18 protein-coding genes are annotated in these 23,836 nt (G+C 38.8%); 2 read left to right on the forward strand and 16 right to left on the reverse strand.

Annotated elements, in window-relative coordinates; genetic code table 11:
- Positions 1-106: 106 nt before the first annotated feature.
- The 10 genes from HBB17_RS15675 to HBB17_RS15720 all read right to left on the reverse strand — a co-directional run bounded on the left by HBB17_RS15675 (position 107) and on the right by HBB17_RS15720 (position 12,272).
- A complete protein-coding gene (locus tag HBB17_RS15675) occupies positions 107-586 on the reverse strand; it encodes a PPC domain-containing DNA-binding protein (RefSeq protein ID WP_238483773.1) in 480 nt (159 codons plus the stop codon).
- 236 nt (positions 587-822) lie between these two features.
- Positions 823-2,067: a hypothetical protein gene (locus HBB17_RS15680; protein ID WP_167958454.1), complete on the reverse strand. Its 1,245-nt coding sequence runs from the start codon at positions 2,065-2,067 to the stop codon at positions 823-825.
- A 170-nt stretch (positions 2,068-2,237) separates the two neighbouring features.
- Positions 2,238-4,334, reverse strand: coding sequence for a glycogen debranching protein GlgX (glgX, locus tag HBB17_RS15685; RefSeq protein ID WP_167958455.1), 2,097 nt, complete (start codon positions 4,332-4,334; stop codon positions 2,238-2,240).
- A 182-nt stretch (positions 4,335-4,516) separates the two neighbouring features.
- A complete protein-coding gene (locus HBB17_RS15690) occupies positions 4,517-6,880 on the reverse strand; it encodes an ABC transporter permease (protein WP_167958456.1) in 2,364 nt (787 codons plus the stop codon).
- A 9-nt stretch (positions 6,881-6,889) separates the two neighbouring features.
- The gene (locus HBB17_RS15695) at positions 6,890-7,609 is read right to left on the reverse strand and encodes an ABC transporter ATP-binding protein (RefSeq protein WP_330588246.1); all 720 of its coding nucleotides are present in this window, start codon (positions 7,607-7,609) and stop codon (positions 6,890-6,892) included.
- 121 nt (positions 7,610-7,730) lie between these two features.
- Positions 7,731-8,906, reverse strand: a complete 1,176-nt coding sequence (locus tag HBB17_RS15700) for a HAMP domain-containing sensor histidine kinase (RefSeq protein ID WP_167958457.1) — start codon at positions 8,904-8,906, stop codon at positions 7,731-7,733.
- The gene (locus HBB17_RS15705) at positions 8,896-9,585 is read right to left on the reverse strand and encodes a response regulator transcription factor (RefSeq protein WP_167958458.1); all 690 of its coding nucleotides are present in this window, start codon (positions 9,583-9,585) and stop codon (positions 8,896-8,898) included. The genes HBB17_RS15700 and HBB17_RS15705 overlap by 11 nt, the downstream gene beginning before the upstream one ends.
- A gap of 135 nt (positions 9,586-9,720) precedes the next feature.
- The gene (locus tag HBB17_RS15710) at positions 9,721-10,566 is read right to left on the reverse strand and encodes a sugar phosphate isomerase/epimerase family protein (RefSeq protein ID WP_167958459.1); all 846 of its coding nucleotides are present in this window, start codon (positions 10,564-10,566) and stop codon (positions 9,721-9,723) included.
- Between the two features lie 27 nt (positions 10,567-10,593).
- On the reverse strand, positions 10,594-11,325 hold the full coding sequence (locus HBB17_RS15715) for a ThuA domain-containing protein (protein ID WP_167958460.1): 732 nt from the start codon (positions 11,323-11,325) through the stop codon (positions 10,594-10,596).
- Between the two features lie 83 nt (positions 11,326-11,408).
- Positions 11,409-12,272 carry an AraC family transcriptional regulator gene (locus HBB17_RS15720; RefSeq protein WP_167958461.1) on the reverse strand — a complete coding sequence of 288 codons (864 nt, stop codon included), beginning with the start codon at positions 12,270-12,272 and terminating at the stop codon, positions 11,409-11,411.
- A gap of 278 nt (positions 12,273-12,550) precedes the next feature.
- Between HBB17_RS15720 and HBB17_RS15725 the strand changes: the two genes are divergently transcribed.
- A complete protein-coding gene (locus HBB17_RS15725; protein ID WP_167958462.1) occupies positions 12,551-15,571 on the forward strand; it encodes a glycoside hydrolase family 2 TIM barrel-domain containing protein in 3,021 nt (1,006 codons plus the stop codon).
- Between the two features lie 270 nt (positions 15,572-15,841).
- On the opposite strand, the gene HBB17_RS15730 is transcribed toward HBB17_RS15725, so the two are convergent.
- Both HBB17_RS15730 and HBB17_RS15735 read right to left on the reverse strand, forming a co-directional pair.
- Entirely contained in the window at positions 15,842-16,183 is a 342-nt protein-coding gene (locus tag HBB17_RS15730; protein WP_330588247.1) for a YolD-like family protein, read from the reverse strand.
- Entirely contained in the window at positions 16,173-17,441 is a 1,269-nt protein-coding gene (locus HBB17_RS15735) for a Y-family DNA polymerase (protein ID WP_167958463.1), read from the reverse strand. The genes HBB17_RS15730 and HBB17_RS15735 overlap by 11 nt, the downstream gene beginning before the upstream one ends.
- A gap of 218 nt (positions 17,442-17,659) precedes the next feature.
- Between HBB17_RS15735 and HBB17_RS15740 the strand changes: the two genes are divergently transcribed.
- On the forward strand, positions 17,660-17,827 hold the full coding sequence (locus HBB17_RS15740; RefSeq protein ID WP_167958464.1) for a hypothetical protein: 168 nt from the start codon (positions 17,660-17,662) through the stop codon (positions 17,825-17,827).
- 48 nt (positions 17,828-17,875) lie between these two features.
- Here the strand turns inward: HBB17_RS15740 and gnpA are convergent, their stop codons facing one another.
- The 4 genes from gnpA to HBB17_RS15760 form a co-directional block, all read right to left on the reverse strand.
- Positions 17,876-20,038 carry a 1,3-beta-galactosyl-N-acetylhexosamine phosphorylase gene (gene gnpA / locus HBB17_RS15745; RefSeq protein WP_167958465.1) on the reverse strand — a complete coding sequence of 721 codons (2,163 nt, stop codon included), beginning with the start codon at positions 20,036-20,038 and terminating at the stop codon, positions 17,876-17,878.
- 15 nt (positions 20,039-20,053) lie between these two features.
- Positions 20,054-21,106 (reverse strand): glycoside hydrolase family 88/105 protein, encoded by a 1,053-nt coding sequence (locus tag HBB17_RS15750; RefSeq protein ID WP_167958466.1) that lies wholly within the window; start codon positions 21,104-21,106, stop codon positions 20,054-20,056.
- Between the two features lie 41 nt (positions 21,107-21,147).
- Positions 21,148-22,830, reverse strand: a complete 1,683-nt coding sequence (locus HBB17_RS15755) for a type 2 periplasmic-binding domain-containing protein (RefSeq protein WP_167958467.1) — start codon at positions 22,828-22,830, stop codon at positions 21,148-21,150.
- 89 nt (positions 22,831-22,919) lie between these two features.
- Positions 22,920-23,834 (reverse strand): carbohydrate ABC transporter permease, encoded by a 915-nt coding sequence (locus HBB17_RS15760; protein WP_238483774.1) that lies wholly within the window; start codon positions 23,832-23,834, stop codon positions 22,920-22,922.
- Positions 23,835-23,836 lie beyond the last annotated feature (2 nt).

Here is a 23,836-nt window from a genome sequence, read left to right on the forward strand (position 1 = left end):
TTTTTATAAAGTTTATTATAACATAACTTTATAAAATTAAAAGGAAGGAGTTGTATTATTTTAAATAAAATATAAAGAACCCATAAAAATTAGCCTGTTTCTTCTTTTACTTAGACCCATCATCATCTGTTTTCTCCCGAAATATGATTTCATCGTATCCCGTTTCTTCATCCAGCCGAACACCATATGTATACCCTTTTAATTCCTGTAGAACCAACTCACAAGTCGTATTAATAATACAACCTTCCACTAGATGTCCTCCCACCGTTGATAGATCTTCTTTTGCCAATGCAATATGCAAATGGGTTCGGGTGGCACTTACTGTCCCTTGTAAGGAAACAATCTCACAGTGTTCTGGAATCATTCGAATGGTAACGCCTCTCGCATCTCGCACTTTCGCTTCCAATACACAACCAACACCCGATAATACAATGGCTGCTTCTAATTTTTCTTCAATAGCGATCTTCTTTATGGCAAGGAGTAGATCCTCCCCTCTATGTAACCGCTTGCATATTATTCTTCCTAACATCATTCCTATCCTTTCTGTATCACCAAGCATTCCTACCATTACAGCTTTGTAGGTCATAAACAATTGGATTCTAATACAAACTACACACGTTAAAATGTATATGTATCGTAGATGCTTGCTATATTCTTGAGAAAATTGTCTGAACACGTCAGCACTGTACTCTACATTCGAACCTATCAAGTACACATTTATCAATGAATATAGCAAGCATCTAGTTGATGAAAACAAACCCGTTTCATCAAGTAACCTTTGTATCCTATTATACCTTATCTGACCATAAAAGGTAAATTCTTTTACAACATCTCTCTTCCAACGGTTGTATTATCAACTTTGCGGTCTTGTAATTCTGGTACAGGATTAGGCGATTCTTCAAATCGATAATCCATTCCATTCTTTTCAATATATTGTGCAATCACTTGGTGGCTTGGAACCGCTTCCACATTGGCATTCACCTTTTCTTGGAACTGGAAGAAATCATCATTCTGTGGCAAAGTAGCTGCCTCCACATAGTTGTCCCCTTTTGAAGTTAATTTCACCGTATTGGCAAGAACATCTCGAACGTATTGTTTGTTCTCTCTTAACTTCAACAATTGTGGGAAGTTTCCATCTGGTATTACCTGTTGCCATTCCTTCTTGTCATATTGTTTTAATAAATCTGCTGCCAGATGCAGATGTCCTACTTCCTGTATAAAATGTTCCTCCCAGATTGCTTTGATTCGTTCATCCTTCTCATCTTCAAAGCAGGAATAATACAGGTAGCATTCCGTATATTCATGACATAATAATTTTTCAAGCATTGTCATATTGGTATCCAATAAGCCACCGTATTGGGTAACATGTTGTTCTTCTATTAATCCAATCTCCTGATATAAGCTTCGACCCAGATCCGACTCATACAGCGATGCAACATTCATATAATAATTCATGGTTTGTTGCTCTGCAGCCGTAATGATCTCCACATTAAGTTTTGTGATTGGACTTGCTGTCTTGCTATCAATCCAACGACGTAAATTATCATAAGGGTAACGATGTTCTGCTATTGTTGGTCTTCCTGGCATTATCTCGGTATAATGTCCAACTAATTGTTCGGCTTTTGCTCCCATCTCCATCTCTAAGAGATCGGAATACCGATAGAGGTGATCAAAGTCCTCAAGCAAGGCGAAATCCAATGCCATCTTTACATGTAGATCTGGTTCTCTTTGTGCCAATTCTGCAGTTAAATCTACCGCCAATTGTTCATAACTGACGGTATGTTCAAGGATGGTTTCATCTGGTGGTTTGAGTGCACCAATCACTTTCTGCTGTTGTTGCTCACTTCTACGAATCAACGCAAGTTCTTTTCTAAGATCTTGGCTAGGACAGCTTCTTGAGAACTGATGTCCAAACCAAACCTGTTCAAATTCTGTACCATTCATTAAGATGATTCTTGTCTTCGTGTACGGGTCCACTTCCTGTTTGCAGTAAGGTTTCGGTTGAATGCGAGACCAATCCTTAAATGTATCTGCAATTTTGACTCCCTTTTCTTCAAATGGATTCATTTCCTTCCTCCTATCAATTTTATGATTTGCCAGACATACTACTATCTTCCCTGCTTGGCAATTAACTTGCATTATCCTTTAAAATAAAGGAAAAAAATAGAGGGTATAAAGAATTTTCTTCTTCATACCCTCTATATATTATGGCTGATTTCCTTCATATTACTCAGAACTTAATCTTCCTTCATTTTTTCTTTTACAACCAAAACCATCACGCTTCTTGGCTGTAGTGTTACCTGTAGATCAACCGGTTGATTTAAAGCAATTCCTACTTCTTCAAACGTATTAACTTCCATTACCCAATTTCGGTCTGCCGGTAATTGTGGTAAATACACAACCTGTGCTTCCCAATAGGTATTAATTGCTATGAATACAATATCATCCCCTGTATTATCCGCTGTTCTTCCCGCAAACATCACACCAACTACATGAACATTCCAATTATACTCTGCATTCCAAGAATAGTTTCCATGTCGACTGATACAAGGGAAATTCAAAGAACAGGTTCCCATATCTTTTCTTAAAACTCCATGTTGTTTTCGAAAATGAATCATATAGGATACAAATGAAAACATATCTTTATTTTTTTCTAACAAAGACCAGTCAATCCATGAGATTTCATTATCCTGACAATACGGATTGTTATTACCAAACTGTGTATTGCAGAATTCATCTCCAGCAAGGAACATCGGTGTTCCCCTACTGGTCAGCAAAACTGCAAATGCATTACGAATGAGTCTTCTTCTAAGCTTAAGGATCTGCTCATTATCCGTCTCTCCCTCTACTCCACAGTTCCAACTTCGATTGTTGCTCTCTCCATCTGTATTATTCCAACCATTTGCTTCATTATGTTTAAAATTATACGAATAGAGATCATACAAAGTAAACCCATCATGACAAGTAATAAAGTTAACGGAGGCGTTCTTCCCTCGTATATTCGGATCATACAGATCCTCCGAACCTGTTATACGTGCCACTGCTGCAGTAGCAAATCCTTCATCCCCTTTTAAGAAACTACGAAGATCATCACGATATTTCCCATTCCATTCAGCAAAACGGTTCCAAGAAGGAAAACTTCCTACTTGGTATAATCCTCCCGCATCCCATGCTTCTGCAATTAGTTTCACTTCCCCTAAGATTGGGTCAAACGCAAGACTTTGAATTAGCGGTGGTTTATTCATTGGTTCTCCGTCTTCATTCCGACCCAATATGGAGGCAAGATCAAAACGAAAACCATCTACACGATAATACGTTACCCAGTATCGCAAACATTCCAATATCATCTGTTGTACAATTGGGTGATTACAATTCAGCGTATTCCCACAACCGCTATAATTATAATATTCTCCATTCGGAGTTAGCATATAATAGATGTTATTGTCAAATCCCTTAAATGAAAAAAAAGGTCCATTCTCATTTCCTTCTGCTGTATGATTGAAAACCACATCTAAGATGACTTCAATGCCATTTTCATTTAAGGTCTTAATCAGTTGCTTTAGCTCGTTGCCTTCTCGATTGTATTCAACTTGAGCGCTATATCCGGTATTGGGAGAAAAGAAATTAACGGTATTGTACCCCCAATAGTCAATCAACTGCTTCCCATTATATTCTCTGCAATCATGCATCTCATCAAATTCGAAGATTGGCATTAACTCAACGGCATTTACTCCCAATTTTTTCAGGTAAGGAAGCTTCTCCATTAAGGCTGCATAGGTTCCTGGCTTTGTGGTAATACTTCCATCAAGTTTCGTATATCCCCGAACATGCAATTCATAGATGACAAGATCCTCCATTGGAATCAATGGTTGAACAAAATCCCCCCAGTCAAAATCATCACGAACAACCCTTGCTTTATATGTATTCCCATTGGGTTTAATTCTCCCCCAGACACTTTGCCCTGTAACTGCCCTTGCATAAGGATCTAACAGATATTTATCTTTATTAAAGATAAGCCCTTTTTTCGGATTATAGGGGCCATCCAGTCGATAACAATATTCAAATTCTTCTATATTCAAACCAAAAACGATCATGGAATACACTTTACCAATCCGGTAATGGGGAGGAAACTTGATTACTGCATAAGGTTCCTCTTCTGTCCGATGGAACAATAGCAGCTCACAAGAAGTTGCGTGATTGGAATGGATGGTAAAATTAACACCACCCGGTATTTCCGTTGCACCATTGATTTCATAAAAACCTGGCCGTATGTCATATCCTGCTATATGATCAAAAGGAACTAGATGGATCATATTATTCGCTATCTCATTCATGTACCGATCACTCCGTTCATATGCATTACGTGGACGAATATGCAAGATTCACTTGCACTCTCCTTTCATCCTTGTTTCTATATTTTACCTTTTTTTCGACAATGATGCAAGATATTTATCATATTATGGAATTATTTATAACCATTTATTGATGCAACAACTTTGTTTCTCCATATCCAAAATTATTCTGTTACCAATTCCCTTACTGCTACACTCTTTACTTTTCTTGCACTTATATAAGAGAAGAGGAAGAAACAGGTACATACCAAAAATGTTGGTAAGAAGATGGTACTCGTGGTGTACGTGAAACGAAAACTTGTTATTCCAACATAACGAAAGAGAATTAACATCATGTCGCTATTCCATAAAGCATTACAAATCAACCCAATCACCGTTCCAATCACTGCAATCAACAAAAATCGTAATGCAAATTGAACACGTAGCCGCGTAACTGTAAATCCCATTGCTTTATAAATTCCAATATCCTGCCTTTCCTTTAGGAACGTCTTCTTACAAACCATATTGACCACGATCAAAGCAAAGAGAATGGTATTGCAGTAGATAAATCCCATTACAACTTTTAAGGACAATTGAATCAGATCACTTAATTGGTCTGAATTCTTGGATTCGTTTGCTGTTAGAACATCACCATACGTTTCATTACACATAGTAATTATCTCATCCACTTTTTCTGTGTCTTTCACTCGCAGATATCCCTTTATCGGCTCGAATTCTCCAATCTTTCTCGCCCCTTCTAGGGATATACCAATACATTTTCCAACTTCAACTGTGGATTGGTAGATTCCGGATATGACATAGGTATCTTCCTTATCTCGAAAAGCAAGCGTTACCGTATCCCCCACTCCCTTTTCAATGGTCTTTGAAACCAATTCCGTTACTAGGATTTCATTCGCATACTTTGGTGCTCGACCTTTTAAGATACTCTTGAATTCCTGTGGGTCATCATAGATGGTTGCATTATATTGCGTTCCATCTACCGTAATATAGCGGTTTAAGGAAAATACAGAAAATGTTACCGGGGTAATTTCCTTGATTCGGTTCACTAATTCTTCCTGCTGTTCTTCATTGGAGTAGGTATCCTTTAGATCAAGCTCCACATCACTGACGATTCCTCCAAACACTTCATAAATCGTTTCAACGGAAATCCCCTTCGTTAAAATGGTAATTGACATTAAAAAGTAGATTAATATGGCTACGATGCACGTAATTCCAATATATTGTCTTCGATTGGATGTGAATTGTTTGTATGCAAGGCGTAGGCCCATTGCTGACCGTTTTATTGGTATCATTCCTCTGTTACTAAAATACACACTATCCCGTCCTCCCGAAATTGCGCGTACTGGCGATATTCTTGTTACTTTCTTTGTCTTAACGAAGATAAATACCGAACTAACTCCAAGGATTCCTGCGATAATACCGCAACAAGTAAGCAAGGAAAGATCACCACGTGTTAGTAAACCTGTAATCTGTTGAAAAACGGAACCTAGTATCTTGACCATAGGAATTGATATGACTAGGCCAACAACTGCTCCCACAAATTCAGCAATCAAATACTGTAAGAATAAGGCCAACCGGATCTTGCCTTTTGTGAATCCAAGGGCTTTCAGAACACCAAGATTAACATAATCCATCTCAATACCTGTACTTATGCTATGTCCCATTACAATCAAAACAATTACAAATAGCAATGCAACGAATACCAACAAAATATTCCCGAAAATTTCTGGTACCATCAATGTATATTCCTGCGAATCCTCCTTCGATAAAGTTCCAAAGGAATAATTAATCAATTTCGTATCGTCATTCAATGCTTTCTTAAATGCGATCATATCCAATTGGTGAGGTGTCTTTTGATAGATATGTAAGACATGATACGGTAGAATAAACAGCTGTTTTCCTACGATTTCCTCATCTTTTACTTCTTGTAACTTTTCAAAATCTTCTTTTGCTATATACCCTAATTTAGACGTAATTACATAGGCACCCTCAAGTGGTTCTTCTACAAAACCTTTAATGATAAATGTTTGTTCTCCCGCTTTTGTTGGAACCACACACTTGCTGCCAATTTCACAGTTATACATAGTACGAAAAGTAAGTGGTACTAAGATTTCTCCACGTTTTAACTCTGGTACCTTCTTTTGAAAACTCTTTTCCTCTTTGGTATAGACACGATCTTCAAATTCTTGGGACTTGTATTCACATAGATCAAAATATCCCTTTATCTTTTTCCCATTTACCGTACATTTTAAGGTTATGAGGGCTTTAATGTCGCGAATATGATCTACATACGAATTATCAGCCAAGGAAGACAATAGGGTATCGTCTACATTTTTTTCTGGAACTATCGCAACAAAGTCCCCTGTATCCGCTTTGTCAAGCGCAGTCTTCATCTGCTTTTTTAGATTATCGTTAACACTAATTATTACGGTCATTGACATGGTAATCAGAAGCATGAGCAATGTAATACTAATGAATACGCCCTTTCTTCTTTTTATATTTGCTTTTAATAATGTAATAATCTCCATCGCCATCACCTACCATTCCAATGAGGATAACCAAGCATTTACTTGTGTCTCTCGCTTCTTATCATCCTGACTGCCATATGGTGGTAACGTTAATTCTCCAACAATGGTTCCATCCTCCAGATACAGGATTCGATTTGCCCGAAGCGCCGCTTTCATATCATGGGTTACCATTAAGATACTCTGTCCATCTTCATGGAGCTGTGATAGCAGATCCAATACTTCATTGGTGTTCTTTCGGTTCAATGCTCCTGTGGGTTCATCCGCAAACAACAAGGCGGGTTTGCTAATCACCGCTCTTGCAATGGCGGCTCTTTGCTGTTCTCCCCCTGATACCTGTGATGGAAGGCGATTGTATTTATCTTGTAATCCCATGCGATCTAGTAATTGTTTTGCATAGGATTCTACATCTTTTGCTGCCATATCCTTGTTCAGATAACCCGATACCACAACATTCTCATACAACGTAAGATTGCTTACTAGATGCATCTGCTGGAACACAAATCCAAAATCCTTTTGCCGTAATTTTGCAAGTGTATTCTCCTTCATCTTACACAGATCTTCCCCTTTATATAGAATTTCTCCTGCATTCACACAATCCATTCCACTCAATGAATATAGTAAGGTTGATTTTCCCGAACCAGATGATCCCATAATAACTGTAAAATCTCCCTTATATATCGCAACCGAAACCTTTTTTAGGATATGGTTCTGTTTTCCCTTCATTGGCATAACTTTTGAATAAACTATTTGCTTGCAATATGCTTTCTCTCATGTTCTTTTTTCCTTTCCCTTTTTGATAGTTGCATTCTATCAGAAAAGATATTAAGAAATCCTTAAGGGTTGGTGTGACTTAACAACATGGAAATGTAATCTTCACTTCTAAGCCTGGTTCTTTGTTCTGTAACAAGATTCTTCCATTCATTCGATCCACAATATAGGAAACGATGTAAAGGCCAAGTCCGGCTCCATTTTCCATTCCTTGATTGGAACCACGATAGAATTTGTTCGTTACAAAAGGGAGTTCTTCCTCTGGTATGCCCAGACCATGGTCACGAAATCCAAGCTGTACTTCTCCTGCATCTTCAGTTACTGTGATCCATACATCTGTCTTAGCATACTTTCTTGCATTACCCACAATATTTTCCACAATCTGTACGAATCGTTTTCGATCAAGGGATACTAGACACTTGTCCATTTTCTTTTCTAGATGAATGTCCTCTTTATCCGATGATAACTCCTTAATTGTTTCTTCTAGTACCTTTATGATGTCATACTTCTGTGGTTGTATCTGCAATTTATCCAAATCCGATAAGAAATGCAAGAGCAGATCCTCTGTTAATGCCGAAACTTCATCACATTTATTCATGATTACCCTGGTATACACCGCTCGTTTTTCAGGTGAATCATCAAAATTAGCTTCCAAAGCCTCTGCATAGGCACGAATGGAAGCAATGGGTGTTTTAATATCGTGAGATAAGGTTGCAATAATGGTCTTATTGTTTTCAATGGCTTCTTGCTCACTGGCACGCGCTCTTGTCACTTCACAACGCATCTCATCAAAAGACCAGGTAAACTCTCCAAAGTAATTGGAACGTTCATAATTAAGTGGCAGATCAAACTCTCCCCTAGCAATCATCGAGGTATATTGTTTCATCTTCTCAAATGGCCGTAAAATGGCTCGGTCAATATACAGATTCATCATATAAAGGCAAGCAATACATATCCCACCTACGATCATCCACGCAATCTTATCTCGTTCCACTTTATCTTGTTGCTCTGTGCTCTTTATAAATTTTCTTTCATTGGCAATGCTTGTATAGAATTCATTCGCTACATCTTGGTTTTGTTCCTCAATGGCCTGTTTGGCCAACTGCTCCAATTCATTCAGTCGCAATAACTGTTCTTCTGTGTTTGTGGTATTCTGGTTTGTTGTTTCATAATCTTGAATCTTCAATACCATAACGAAAAGAATCGCCAGTAGACCCAATGCAAACACCGTTGTAATCCTTTGTAATCTACGTCTCATTCTTTACCTCCAACATATATCCCACACCCCAAACGGTCTTGATATATTGTGGTTTTGCAGCATCTTCCTCTAATTTTTCTCGTAACCACCTGATATGAACCGTCAACGTGGAGGGTTCTACCTCACTGAATGCACCCCATACTTCACATAATAATTGTTCTTTCTTAATCGCTTCATTCTTGTGTTCTGCAAGATACGCCAATAGATCGAATTCACGTAAGGAAAGAGCAACATTCTTCCCTTCTTTATGTACGGTTCTTGCTGTAGTATTTACTTCAACTGTTCCAAACTGTATCTTCTTTTCTTCTTTGGTGAAACCATACGTACGACGAATCAGTGCATTTACCGTAGCAAGAAGTTCTTTCATCGAATACGGTTTTTTCAGATACCCGTCTCCCCCCATCTCCAAGGCAGTAATCCGATCATCTTCACTGGTGCGTGCACTGGCGAAGATGACAGGGACCGTTGATACTTCACGCAGCTGTTCACAGATTTCAAACCCAGTTGAATCTGGGAGATTGATGTCAAGAAGGAGCAGATGAAAGGTTTGGTTTGTTAACTGTTCCAATGCCTCTTCCTCATCTGCTGCACATGTCACATCGTACCCATAATTACACAACATCTCTTTCATAATAAAAGAGAGATCCTGATCATCATCGATAATTAATATCTTTTTCATCCTAATACCTGCCTTTCAAGAAGTCAGCTTTATTATCTATTCAAACTTCGCACTTAGATACTTCGTATACGTAGGTGATTTTTTGATATGCAAAGTTTGCGTTATAGTTAGGGTATCAAAAGCCCTTAGCAAATCTTACACTGCCTTGAGAAACTCTGCTGACTGTTGTAGGAACGCAATCTGGTCCTCTGCTCCAAAATGCTCGATTGCAAAGTAATCCTCATATCCATTACTTCGTACCGTTCTCACCATTTCACCAATTGGCATATAGCCTACACCTACTGGACATGGTACTAACCCATGATTAAACCGATTGTTTTTGTTACACGCTACATCCTCTCCACGATCCTTACAATGTACATGAACCACATACGGTTGCAATATGCGATAGGCTTCTCTAACATCTTCATCGCTATACGCAAAGTTTCCCATATCGAATGTATACTGTAATCCAGGGACATGTTTCATAAACCATAACAATTGATTCATTCTTGCAAATGGTGCAAGAATGGAGTCAAAATCCTCCAAAGTTACCGTAATCCCATACTCCTTGCCATACTCCACTAAGGTGATCAGATTTTCTTTCATTTGCACCACAGCATGGTTTTGTTCCATTGCAACAGATTGGTTTTTGTACTCCTTTGATGCTGACTGAATGCCTTTTGCTTCTTCCTCTGCCAACAATCCTGGAACAACTAAGATCTTTTTCGCTCCTACTTCCTGCGCCGTTCGTACATGTTCCTTTGCTTTCTCCATGGAAGGGTCATTTCCCCAGTCATAAAATTCATAGATACAACTGATTTCCATACCCGCATCTTTGATTAAGGATAAAATCTCTTCTTTCCGCTGCAATAAGCAAGTAAGATTGATCTCAAACCCCTGAATTCCAGCTTCTTTTGCAAAGGCAACTGCTTGTTGCTCTGTTATGTTTCTTTGTTCACACGCTTCTACTATATGGTCATAAAATACAGATAATTTCATACATTCTCTCCCATGCTTTAATAAAGATCAGTTACTTTTAGCCGACTCCAAAGGCCGTGTAATCTCTGGACAATCTAACCGCGTTACTCTTCGAATCTGGGGTTTTGCCCAATGTACTGCATTTCGAATAATCTGCTGAATTTCTTTTTGATAATAAACCGGATATTCCTCATGTCCCGGTTGGAAATAAAAGATTTTTCCCAACCCTCTTGTAAATGTTACTCCACTTCGAAATACCTCTCCGCTAGCAAACCAACCGATAAAAACTACATCATCTGGTTTTGGAATGTCAAAATACTCTCCATAACACTCTTCCTGTGGGATTTCAAACTGTGCTGGTACACCCGCTGCAATGGGATGCGCAGGAGCAGCGCACCAAACACGTTCCCGGTCTCCATGATGCCAACGTAAAGTCATGGAAGTTCCTAATAATTCTTTCATTGGTTTACTATAGTGTGCAGAATGTAAGGCAATCAGCCCCATTCCCATATGTACATGGTCTCTCACCCTCTTAACAACTTCGTCACAAACCTCATCTTGCCTTGCATGGCTCCACCAGATCAATACATCGGTGTCAGCAAGCACTTCCTCCGTTAACCCATGTTCTGGCATAGCAAGCGTAGCTATGCGCACCTGTACGTCTTCCTCTTTCCCAAGAAATTCTGCAATACATTGATGAATTCCTTCTGGATAAACGTTCTTAATTTCCTCTAATTCTCTTTCATGTATATATTCATTCCATATCGTTACTTTAATCATACCTCGTATCCTTTCTTCCTGGTAGGGTGACAGAATTATTATACCCCTTTTCCTATGCGATTCCCAGTCCCTTTGACCTCCCTCTACATAGTAAGATTCTCTTGTGTCATCTGACTTCGATACGCAAGAGGAGAAATTCCTACTGTTTGTTTAAACAATCGGCTAAAGTATAAAGGATTCTCATACCCTACCAAATTGGCGACTTCTGAAACAAGAATATTTTCATTCGTTAAGAGATCTTTTGCCCGTCGCATTCGAATCTGAATAATATACTGTTTCGGTGAATACCCTGTATATTTCGTAAAACTATCAATAAATCGGTAATAATTTAAATGCTGTTCTTTGGCATATTCTTTGATCAGGATTTCCTCTTCTGCTCTACTGTGAAAGTAGCGAATTGCCTTTTCCACCTGAAAATTATATGCATATGGTTTATCCTTTTTCTTATCCATATTTCTTGACATTAGCAGCAATAATTCCATAAGTAGTAAAGTCGCCGATTGTTCATAATGTGACTCCTTCATCTGCAATTCCTGTATGATTTTCATAAATAGTTCCTCATACCCTGTATGTACCCCAATGTCAAAGATATGTTCCTTGTCAAACGACAATTTTTCCAGATAAGGATGTCCCACCTCACAAGAAAAATGAACCCAATATACATCGGTTTGATCCTTTTTCTGGTATCGATAATACTGTGCTTCACATGGGCGGTATAAGACACAACACCCTTTTTCTACCATGACAAGCTTATCATTTACCAAAAATTGTGCTCTTCCTTCTGCAACATAAAGCAGTTGATACGTCTTCGTCCCCCACTGCCGCCTCGTCTCGAATTGTTCCCTATGGATCATCTTATATCTACCACAACAATGGACAAAAAAATTCTCCTTGGATACCGTCTCTTCAATCCGCTGGTCATCATAATATCCTGTTATTGTGTACATTGCTTTTCACCTCTTCTACCTTTCTTACATTATTGCCCTCTCGATCTTTCCACTCAACAGCCGTGAACCCATTGCATTCCGATTGATTTGAACGATAGACACCTGAAGGAAAGATTCGCCTAACCGAATACACAAACATTTGCACTCCAATTTAAACAAAAGTGAAAACTTTGTGCATATCCTTAATACTTTGTGTATGGAGTATATCATAATTTTCTGCTATATTCAATGCAAGGCAATCGTTATATCATAAATCACCGTTGAGAAAGGAGCCTTTTATGGAAACAAAGACAATACAATTACCAAAATACTATGAAGACCCAATGTCTCTTCATGTTAATACGATGGATAATCGTTGTTACTATATTCCTTATTCTACATGCGACAACGAGCAACACTCGGAACAGATTCTACTAAATGGAACATGGGACTTCAAGCTCTATGAAAACCCTTTTATTGTTGAAGATTTTACTGCTCCTGGTTATTCCTATGCAGATTTTAAGGCAATACCAGTACCTGGTTGTTGGCAGATTCACGGATTTGATCACCATCAATACACCAATGTGAACTTTCCATTTCCTTATGATCCACCTTATGTACCAAGCCAAAACCCAACTGGTGTCTATCATCATACCTTTTTCATACAGAACGAACAGCTAGAACAGAACATTTCCATTAATTTCGATGGTGTTGATTCCTGTTTCTATCTCTATATTAACAATGTCTTCGTAGGCTATAGCCAGGTTTCACACTGTATTAGTGAATTTGACATTTCAAGTTTTGTTAAGGCCGGTGTGAATGAGCTTACCGTAATCGTCCTAAAATGGTGCGATGGTAGTTACTTAGAAGACCAAGACAAGTTCCGTATGACTGGTATCTTCCGTGACGTGTACCTACTTGTTCGTCCAAAAGAACACATCTACGACTATTTTGTAAAAACCAAACTGGACCAAGGCTATCATACTGGACAATTACATGTTACCTTCACTTATTTTAACCAAGAAATACCTACTACTTGTACCTTGCTTGATCAACAAGGCAATGTTCTTGCCATAAAGCAGGTTACAAACAAGGAGTTAAGCATTTCTGTTGAAGAACCAAAGTTGTGGAATGCAGAAAATCCATATCTCTATACCTTACTGATTGAAACCAATGAGGAAGGTATCAAACAGCAGGTCGGATTCCGCGAAATCACCATAGAGCAAGATATCGTCTACATTAACGGACAGAATGTGAAGATGAAGGGTGTTAATCGTCATGATAGCGACCCTTACACAGGCTTTACCATCAGCAAAGAGCAAGCCATTCACGACCTAACTTTAATGAAGGAACATAATATTAATTCGATTCGTACTAGCCATTATCCTAATGCTCCTTGGTTCCCAATGCTTTGTAATGAATACGGGTTCTATGTAATTGCCGAAGCAGACCTTGAATGCCATGGTGCAGTCAATTTCTATGGTGGTGGTTATGATAAAACCTATGGAGATCTGGTACAACGTGATTTCTTCTATAAAGCAATTATGGACCGAAACCAGAGAAATGTCATTCGTGACAAGAACAACCCTTGTATCTTCATGTGGTCAATGGGAAATGAAGCAGGATATAGCAAAGCGCTCGAGGATACGGGACGCTGGATCAAAGCTTACGACGATACCCGTCTGTTACACTATGAGGGAAGCATCTGGGAAACTGGTACTCATAAGAATGATACTTCCATGCTTGATGTGTACAGCAAGATGTATGATTCCATAGAGCAAGTCGACGAATACCTTGCCAACAATCCAAAACCTTATGTCTTATGTGAATATGTACATGCGATGGGAAATGGACCTGGGGATATGGAAGATTACTTCTCTTATATATATGCACACGATCGTTTCCTTGGAGGCTTCGTATGGGAATGGTGTGACCATGGAATCTACATGGGCAAAACCGTTGATGGACGAGATCAATTCTACTACGGCGGGGACTTTGGTGAATACCCTCATGATGGCAATTTCTGTGTCGATGGTATGGTAGCTCCAAATCGAATTCCTCATCCTGCATTACTAGAATATAAGAATGTCATTCGTCCTGTTCGTGCGCAATTCATTGATGCAAAAACAGGAACGGTTCTCCTTACGAATAAACTTGATTTTACCAATACGAACGACTTTCTATCCATTGCATACGAAGTAACGGTTGATGGTGAGATTCAATCTACGGGTATGCTTGAGACGCTGGAACTTGCACCACATGAACAAAAAGAAGTAACGCTATCTTATACCCTTCCAAAAGAGATTACTGGTCGCTGCTATCTTAAGTTAACGTATATTCAAAAGACGGATTCTACCTTGACCAAAGCTGGTCATATACTTGGTTTTGACCAACTATTAATTCAACATGCGGCAACGACATATGAAGACGTGACCGTATCTCAACCTGTTGGTGCACCAAAAGAACAGACACCTGCATCAATCAAAGAAACACAAACAACGATCACCGTTACTGGATTAAACTATGAATATGTCTTTAATAAATTAACGGGTACCTTCGACACGATTGTTGTCAACCAATCTGCACGAATTGTAAAACCATTGGAATTCAACATCTGGCGTGCTATGATCGATAACGATCGACGCAATGCCCAGGACTGGTTAGCAGCTGGCTACGACCGTAGTAAAGTACGTGTGTATGCTACTCAAGTAGAAACCGAAAAGAACGTTACCAAGATTCAATGTACGATGGCTATTACAGCTATTCAGATTCAGCATATTCTTGACTTAGATGTTACTTGGATGATCGGTCAAGACGGAACATTATCCATTGCAATCAAAGCCATCCGTAATACCGATTTACCATTCCTGCCTCGTTTTGGACTACGCTTCTTCTTACCAAAAGATTATGAGCAAGTTACTTATCTAGGCTATGGTCCTACAGAAAGCTATATTGACAAACATCATGCAACGTATTATGGAAAATTCCATGCAGCAGTAAAAGATATGTACGAAGACTATATCTATCCACAGGAAAATTCCAGCCATTATGACTGTGACCGCGTTACCCTCCAATCAGACCGCAATGCAATCTGTGTCACAGCAAAAGATCCGTTCTCCTTCCAAGCTACTAATTATTCCAGTGAGCAGCTTGCCGAAAAAGCACATAACTACGAATTAATACCTGAAGATTATACCATATTCTGTCTCGACTATATGATGAGCGGCGTTGGTTCTAGTGCATGTGGTCCTACACTGGATAAAAAGTATCAACTTCTTGAGAAAGAGATTAATTGTGAATTCACTTTATCCTTTCAGTAATACACGCAAACTTCACACTTGAAAGTTTTGAACGTTTATGTGATAGCGATATTCAAAGGAAAAACACACTCTCCTTTCGCTTCACACGTATCGGTACTAAGGTTGCCCATACTAAGTAAACAAACAAATGTAAGTGAACAAATGTAACGAACAAACACAAACTAAAAAATCTACATGAATTTTCCGAATAGAGAGCGCCGAGAAGGGATCCTCTTTAGCAGGAATTCATGTAGATTTTCTATTATTATTCTATTTTCAATTTAAGTCGTCTTACTCTAACCACTGGATTCTTCCCTGTATATCATAGATATCATCAAAGGAGATTTTGGTATTCACAATCTTTATCGTACGAGATGTCGTATCTAACCTTGAAACGAGTCCTGTCACTTTCAGATATACTCCCTGTTCGAAATAAATAACTGTGATCATATCATTTTTCTGTACTTGATGCAGTTTTTCGTCTAATATGCTTTTGGCATAGTCTGATAACTCCACTTTTGGTACAATAATCTTCTCTTTCTCTCGTAATGCCTCTCGAAATCCTTTCAGTGCATCAAAGGGCATGAACTGTTTTGCTCGTTCTGCTGGACTCATATGCCTTCTATTCCCCACTTTTATGCCCTCCAATCTGATGATTTCGCTCGATGGTCGTCCCACCTGCCTGTAGATTCATTCCTTTTAAAATTGCATTGTTACCAAATTTCTTCTTGATGGAAAGCATTGCTGTCTGCATCTTCCGTTCTCTCTCAAGTTCGGCAGGATCACAGAATAGATCATATTGCTGGTAGGCTTCTTCCACCACTTGATTAAATGTCAGATTCACTCTTCGAATGGGAACATGGCGATCCACAATCTTTTCATAAAGTTGTTCCACATGCGAGAGGATACTTCTTGCAGAACTTGTTGCCGTATTCATAGAAATCGTTCCTCTTGCCGAATCCATTTGAAATTCTTTGGCATATCCTAGATATAACGAAATCGATTCGGTTACCAAGCCTTTCTCTACCAGATCCAAACTAAGGAGATCTGCCATCTCTTTTACAATCAGTTTCCCTTCTTCAAAATGGTAGTCTCTTGGCAGTATTTGACCACTGGACAGACAATTTGTCTTCGCCTTATATGCGTGAATATCTGCTATCGTTGTGGTTTCCCTTCCCCATGCATGATCAATTAATAACTCCGCATCAATCCCAAACAAACGATACAGGATATCCTCGTCCGCCTTCGCAATCTCTCCCATCGTGTGGATTCCGACTCCTTCTAACCGTTTCGCTGTTCCTGATCCCACTCGCCAAAAATCCTTCAATGGTTTATGATTCCACAACATGCTTCGATAGCTTTCCTCATCTAATATACCAATGCAGTCCTTTGTATGCTTCGCCGTAATATCCAAAGCAATCTTAGCCAGATACAGATTGCTCCCTATCCCACAAGTCGCTGTAATACCTGTATTCTGCATGATATCCTGCATGATTCGTACTCCAAGTTCTTTTGCTGTCATTTGATACATGGCAAGATAATCTGTTACGTCCATAAAAGCTTCATCAATGGAATACACGTGTATATCTTCTTTTGCAATGTATTTTAGATAGATTGCGTAAATCTCAGCTGAATACGCAATATACAACTTCATCCTTGGTGTTGCCATAATATAGTCCACCTGCTTTGGAATTTGAAATACCCTGCATCGATTGGGAATACCTAATGCTTTCATAGAGGGAGAGATTGCTAGGCAAATGGTCTTCTCGGAACGTTCTGGATCCGCCACAACAAGATTGGTTGTTAGGGGATCTAAACTCCGCTCCACACATTCCACTGAAGCATAAAAGGATTTTAAATCAATACATATATACGTTCTTTCTGAAGCCATTCTTCTCTTCCTCCCTCCTAACTTCGAATATATGTTCTATTATAGCACATTCTTATTTGTTTGAAAAGCTATGGTCGTAACTGCTATTTCATTTCAGTATTACATTTTTCTCCCATTCTATAACAATACATATTTCCATATATTTCAACATGACTTATCGCATAAATCCTCTTCCTATTTGCACATACTAATTTTAACACTTCAAAGGAGAATCCATTATGTCCTACGTAGCACCCAAAGTTCAACACCAATTTGAAACGCTCTCCATTGACTTAAAAAACGAGATTCTCAAACGTGATGTTGAGATCTACGATCTTACTGATCTTATCCGCGTATTAAATGAGATAACAGAAGAAGCAGAAAAGGTGCCCATGCAAAAGGGATAATAGTCCCTGGGGCGACAACTCCGTCGTCCTTGCATAGCACCTTTTCTTCTATTCCTTTACGGTTCGAATCTGAGACTCGTTTGCTGCTAATTGAAAGATTTCCTCTCCATATGGTGTTCTAACCTTTGTCTCTTGTATTTCCTCTGTGTTATTTATAGCGACAAGTGTTTTAACCTTTGGATAATACGCACATTCTGTGTTTGGATTATCCGTTATATACATTGGTTCTTGGTCCTGATGAACTGCTTGTAACAGAATCTGTAATAACATTCTTGTATTCTCGTTCCCATATTGAAAACTTGCCAGATAGACACCTCTACCTTTTCCATATTCATGAGCCGTTATGGTTGGAATACTATTTTCTTCTGCATAGACTTTCGTATCTTCACATACAAGATAGCGATTTTCTCTTCCAGAAACAGAGGCACCTTTCGGTATCATATCCTCTGATGGAGAACATTCATAGCTCCATTTTCCATGACAGACCCGTTCTCCTCTGTCCTCGTCAATTCCAAGAACATGTGCCATACGAAAGAAGGTTGCATAACCACCTACTGCAGATGGTTCATTAACTCCAAGAAATGTACCGCCCTGATGAACCCATTCACTCAGCTTTATTACAACAGCCTCATCTTTCCAGGCATCTCCACCGCTCCATGCACTTCCTGCAGGTCCGGCATTCACGATTACATCAAATTCCGTTACTCTTCCATTCTTCACATCTTCAAAATTCAAAAAATCAACAGAAACAGGTAATCCAGATAACGCTTCGTTTATATGAATCAAATCAAACTGATCCGTTTCATGAAAATGTCCAGATAAACTCCAAGCTCGAAGTTTTCCCCAACTATGCAATACCCCAACTTTACAAGGAAATTGATAGACTTCACTTATTTCATGCAGTTTTTTGATTCTTCGGAATTCATTCGCAATCTCCTCCATATAATCGCAAAACTCCTGATATGGTTCCACCAGATGAAGATAACCACCCAGTCCAATCCGTTCGATGGGTTGACGCAAAAGCGCCCGTCGAATATTTCTCCAATAGTTTCTTGCATCCGCAGTAGGGTCTCCACCTTCGCTAAAAGTTGGTGTCCCTCCTAAACCAATTGGGAATAGGTATGGGTGCAATCGAATCTCATGTATCTTAACAGGAACATTGGCACAAAGTCGTACCTCATATCCTGAGAATACACATTTGATTATCCCGTCAAATCCCAACTTAGGGAATCGTGAACTATATGGCTCCACTCCAATCCAGCTATCATCATAGAACACGTACGCTTTTTTCCCAAACTGGTGAACCAAATCCACTAGCTTTCTTCCTAATTCCACAACAAATTGATTGGTAAAATGAAGATAATCCAATTGCTGTTTCGTAGGTGGCATATGGGTAACATGGAATTTCCCTTGATTTATAAAATCTTCTGCCGTTAGTGCATATTTATACTCTTTTTCAAACTTTCTTAACGCTTCTGGACTCACTGTAAAATCATAGGAAGCCCAGTCTGAGTATAGAGAACGACATCGCGAATCTTCTCCCCAAATCCACGTAAAATTATAAAACAAAGACGTAAACCGTACCACTGTCGTACTTGTATGTTCCATACACCACTTCTTTAGCCACCCATATAGATACTTTTGCGCTTGTTCCGACCTAGGGTCAATGGGCATCAGATGCTCTTTCTTCCAATCATTCGTTACATGATTATACATCGAGATTTCTTCCCATTGACGATATGCCAAGAAATTAACCGAATACTCATGAAATGGCTTTGTGGACTGCACCACGATATTTCCAGCTTCCTTTTCATAGGTCCACAGATATCGTGGTACCTCCTTGTTTATGGTACGATCAAATACTTGCCAGTATCTTAATGCATCTTCTTCATCGTTAAGGATAAACTGCTCTGTAAAATAGCCTTTTAATAGATGAATTACAAGATAATGCTCTTTCGCAATCTCCATCTTAGACATTAGAAATGTTTGCTGTAATTGATCCATATGCTCTTTCGCCCATTCATTATGGTCTCTAATTATACAGATTGTAGAATAGATACCATAACCAGATTGGGTAATCTGATCCGATAGTTTTGTTCCATCACTATCCCGTATTACATCAGCTCCCCATTTCTTTGCCAAATCCAAAGTCAGTTTTTCAAAGCCGGCTTCCCCTGGTAGCGTAAAACTTCCTTTCTCATCAAATACCATTTCCCAGCCTCCTAATTATAAGATTTCTGCAAAGAAAGTTAGCGCCAGCCCTTGCCCCCAGCCTTGTATCCACTCTTTTGTAATCTCACGGTACCCGTGGCGGTCTTTCATTACTGCTGTACCAGCAGAGACATTACGAACTTTTCCATGATCACTAATATTCTTTCGAACTCCAAGTAATGCTTTTGCTATGTATTTCTGATGAAGAGGGTTTCCACTTACCGCCATTGCTGCTGCAATTCCACAAGAGGCAGAGACTTCTTCGTAAGATTCCTGATCATCTAATATGGTTCTCCATAACCCATTTTCTGTCTGTAGCAGCTTGATTGCGGATAACTGCTCGCTGAGGGATCCTGCTATTTCCATGTACTTCGGATACAAGTAGCATTCCGGAAGGATACGCCCTACTTGTGACATGGTATATGCCGCCCAAGCATTTGCTCTTCCCCAATAGAAACCAGACATATGATTCTTCTCGATGTTATTATATCCGTGGTACCACAACCCCGTCTCTTGATTCTGTAGATACTGAATGTGCCAGTAGTACTGGTTTAACGCGTCTTCAATTACCGTCTGGTCTTGTAGCTTAATACCCACACGTAGTAGGAAAAATGCTGCCATAAACAACGTATCCGCCCAAGCCTGCTCCGGAAAATCATTTTTAGATGACACGGTGTGTTGTAAAACTCCATCACCAAATCGAAGGGCATCTTTCTGCAAATAAGCTAACTTACTCAATACAATATCCCAATATCTTGTATCTCCCGTTGCTTCATATAAGGTAATCAGGCTATGTCCCATTGCACATGTATTCACATTCCATGTTGGTAGTCCCAATTGAATTAATTCATCTATACGCTCTTTCATAAGGGTAAGATACTTTTCATTCTTTGTTGCCTCATAAGCTTTACTAATTCCATAATAAGCAACACCACATGGCCAATCCCAAGTCAGATCCATCTGCATCGTACGTTCCACCATATGATTTATACATTCAAGAAGATCATTCTTATCCATTTCCTCTCCTGTTACCTTATCGCCTTTTTCAAGTACTTTCACTGTTTTCATTCTCTGCCTCCACTTAATTATGTTAACAATGTATTTGCCTGCTATTCGCTGAGATACTCACCTGCATCAAGTAGTTCCTGCTTTTCATCCAGTATTTCCTGATATCCACAATCTAGATATTCATCACAATACGATGCATACTTGGACTCAAATTCATCTGGAGAGCAAGTCACACAATCTACATAGAATTCCTGCCACATGGCATTTAAGTCAGCAGAATACTCACTTACCGATTCAATAGATTTTGTAAAGATCGGAGTAATCAAGCCATACTCTGCATTCTGTTTGTAATAATCATATGCATCCTGAATCAAAGACTCATACCCTGCAGGTGCTAATATTTTCAGATTGGCCTTGAAATTCAGTTCTTCATCCCCATAGTTAGCAACTTCTTGAACAAGGCACCAATAATCTTTGTTATTGTTATTGGATAATTTAGATTCTCCATTAAAATCTGCAACTGGTTCTGCAATACCATCTGCATTCTTTGTATAGTTTGTACCTTCAATCCCATTTTGTAAATAGAATAAATTATCATCTTGAATCATCCAGTTTAAGAACAGCCAGATTGCAGCACGTTCTTCTTTCGAAGTGGTTGAATTAATTCCCATAACCATACCATAAGCAGGATACTCATAGTAATATCCTTTTCCATCTGGTGAACCTGCTCCCGTATTCATGGTAGCCACTTTTGCATTTGGATCATTGGCTAATAAAGAGCTGATCACATCTGTTGTACTATTGATATAGAAACCATAGGTTCCTGTCTTACCTGCAACAAAATCTGCTTTTGCATCTGCATCTTCTTTATTCAGATAAAATTCTGGATCGATCAATCCTTCATTGTACTCTGCATTCAATGTTTGCAGATATTGTTTGGAAGCGTCCCAAGTAAATGGTGCCACATTCAGATCCAGATATTTTGCCAAGTCTGTTGTAGAAGTATCTGCTGCTATAAATGGATATTCATAGGTAAAACTCTTTGTAAGCAAGGTTTCCCCTAATGTTCCAAGTCCTGCTTCTTTCCAAGCTCTAGCTACATCTTCTAACTCTGCACGATTTGTTGGCATTGCTTTTCCAACCTGATCAAGCCAGTCCTGACGAATCAAGGTAACCCAGTTATAATAGATTGCTTCTCTTTCTGCGAAGAAAAATGCATTCTTTCCATCAAGTTTTCCATACTTTTCAATGGTATCTTTTAATTTACCATAATAATCTGGTGCATAATAAGCGATCTCTTCTAAATCCAAATCTTGAATCGCTCCTTCATTATAATAATTTACTGCTTGTGGCATATCATAGTGCATGATAATATCTGGTGCATTCCCTGCTGCAATCATCTGCATGTAATCCTGTACTTCTGTAGTTCTTCCAATTGCAACATATTGTACCTTCACATTGTATTTATCACCGAATTCTGACTGAATCCATTTCGTATAATAATTATCCGTTACATTCCATCCTTCAAATGCACGGTCATATACAGGAATCTGAATCGTTACTTGCTCTTTAAATCCATTGGAATAATCTGTATATCCACTTTCTGCTTCTTTTGTATCTTCTGTCTTCGTATCATCTGTGTTTACGTCTTGTGTTGCCACAGGATCATCAGCTGTTGTATCGGTATTCTTCTTTGATGATTTTCCACAACCCGTTACCATACTGACTACAAGTGTTGCAGTTACAATAACTGCTGTTAGTTTCGTTACCATTCTCTTTCTCATCGAATTCCTCCCTTTACATATCCATATTGATTCATTTTCCTACCCAAATTACTGTTCTACCCATTCTGCTCCACATGATGCTTCTTGTTCTATTCTTTCACTGCACCAACCATTACGCCTTGAACAAAATATTTTTGCGCAAACGGATAAATACAGATAATCGGTAACGTTGCAAAGATGACACAAGCAGCTTTTAATACCTCTGGATTCGTGATGGTTCCAGTTGCAACCCCTTCTGCCTGAAATGACTCTTGTGCTGATACGATTAGATAGTATAATTTTAACTGCAATGGACGTAGATCTGTTCTTTGTTTTATGTAGTATAGTGCGTCCTGATAAGCATTCCACCTTCCAACTGCATAGAACAAGGTTATCGTGGCTAATATTGGTTTTGTTAGCGGTATTACAATATTTTTCAAAATTCGAAAATGGTCAGCACCATCAATAATTGCTGATTCCACCAAACTCTCTGATACACTAGCAGAAAAATTATTCCGCATGATTAAGAAATTATACGCGGAAAAGGATAACGGTAAGATTAAGCACCACCAAGTATCTAACATATTCAGATTACTCATAAGCAAGTAATCTGGAATTGTACCACCAGCAAAATACATGGTAACCATGATCATAAATGCCATCACTTTACGTCCCTTTAGCTCTTTCCTACTCAATGCATATGCTGCACTTGTTGTTAAGAACATACCGATCATGGTAAATGCGGTAGTTACTATGATCGTAACAAACATGGAACGTAAGATTGACTGATCGGCAAAAATCTTCTCGTAAGCTTTTAGACTAAACCCTTTCGGAAACAACAATACTTTATTAGCTATAACATATGCTTCCTTACTAATTGATTTTGAAAAGATATGTATAAATGGTAACACGCAAGTCAGGGACACTACTCCTATCAGGAAACAAAATACGATCTCATATATTCGATTTTTCCTTTTCATTGACTTCATCTTTTCTTTCTGAATGAACTTTTTCTCATTTCCCACAC

This window comes from Anaerosporobacter faecicola (assembly GCF_012070565.1).
In the GTDB taxonomy this organism is placed as follows: domain Bacteria; phylum Bacillota; class Clostridia; order Lachnospirales; family Lachnospiraceae; genus Anaerosporobacter; species Anaerosporobacter faecicola.

Coding starts and splice junctions, on each gene's coding strand:
- glgX (WP_167958455.1), bottom strand. CDS start 4,334: ATGAATGAGATAGCGAATAATATGATCCATCTAGTTCCTTTTGATCAT.
- HBB17_RS15680 (WP_167958454.1), bottom strand. CDS start 2,067: ATGAATCCATTTGAAGAAAAGGGAGTCAAAATTGCAGATACATTTAAG.
- HBB17_RS15675 (WP_238483773.1), bottom strand. CDS start 586: ATGACCTACAAAGCTGTAATGGTAGGAATGCTTGGTGATACAGAAAGG.
- HBB17_RS15700 (WP_167958457.1), bottom strand. CDS start 8,906: ATGAGACGTAGATTACAAAGGATTACAACGGTGTTTGCATTGGGTCTA.
- HBB17_RS15720 (WP_167958461.1), bottom strand. CDS start 12,272: ATGTACACAATAACAGGATATTATGATGACCAGCGGATTGAAGAGACG.
- HBB17_RS15690 (WP_167958456.1), bottom strand. CDS start 6,880: ATGGAGATTATTACATTATTAAAAGCAAATATAAAAAGAAGAAAGGGC.
- HBB17_RS15735 (WP_167958463.1), bottom strand. CDS start 17,441: ATGGCTTCAGAAAGAACGTATATATGTATTGATTTAAAATCCTTTTAT.
- HBB17_RS15715 (WP_167958460.1), bottom strand. CDS start 11,325: ATGATTAAAGTAACGATATGGAATGAATATATACATGAAAGAGAATTA.
- HBB17_RS15695 (WP_330588246.1), bottom strand. CDS start 7,609: ATGCCAATGAAGGGAAAACAGAACCATATCCTAAAAAAGGTTTCGGTT.
- HBB17_RS15755 (WP_167958467.1), bottom strand. CDS start 22,830: ATGAGAAAGAGAATGGTAACGAAACTAACAGCAGTTATTGTAACTGCA.
- HBB17_RS15740 (WP_167958464.1), top strand. CDS start 17,660: ATGTCCTACGTAGCACCCAAAGTTCAACACCAATTTGAAACGCTCTCC.
- gnpA (WP_167958465.1), bottom strand. CDS start 20,038: ATGGTATTTGATGAGAAAGGAAGTTTTACGCTACCAGGGGAAGCCGGC.
- HBB17_RS15705 (WP_167958458.1), bottom strand. CDS start 9,585: ATGAAAAAGATATTAATTATCGATGATGATCAGGATCTCTCTTTTATT.
- HBB17_RS15750 (WP_167958466.1), bottom strand. CDS start 21,106: ATGAAAACAGTGAAAGTACTTGAAAAAGGCGATAAGGTAACAGGAGAG.
- HBB17_RS15725 (WP_167958462.1), top strand. CDS start 12,551: ATGGAAACAAAGACAATACAATTACCAAAATACTATGAAGACCCAATG.
- HBB17_RS15710 (WP_167958459.1), bottom strand. CDS start 10,566: ATGAAATTATCTGTATTTTATGACCATATAGTAGAAGCGTGTGAACAA.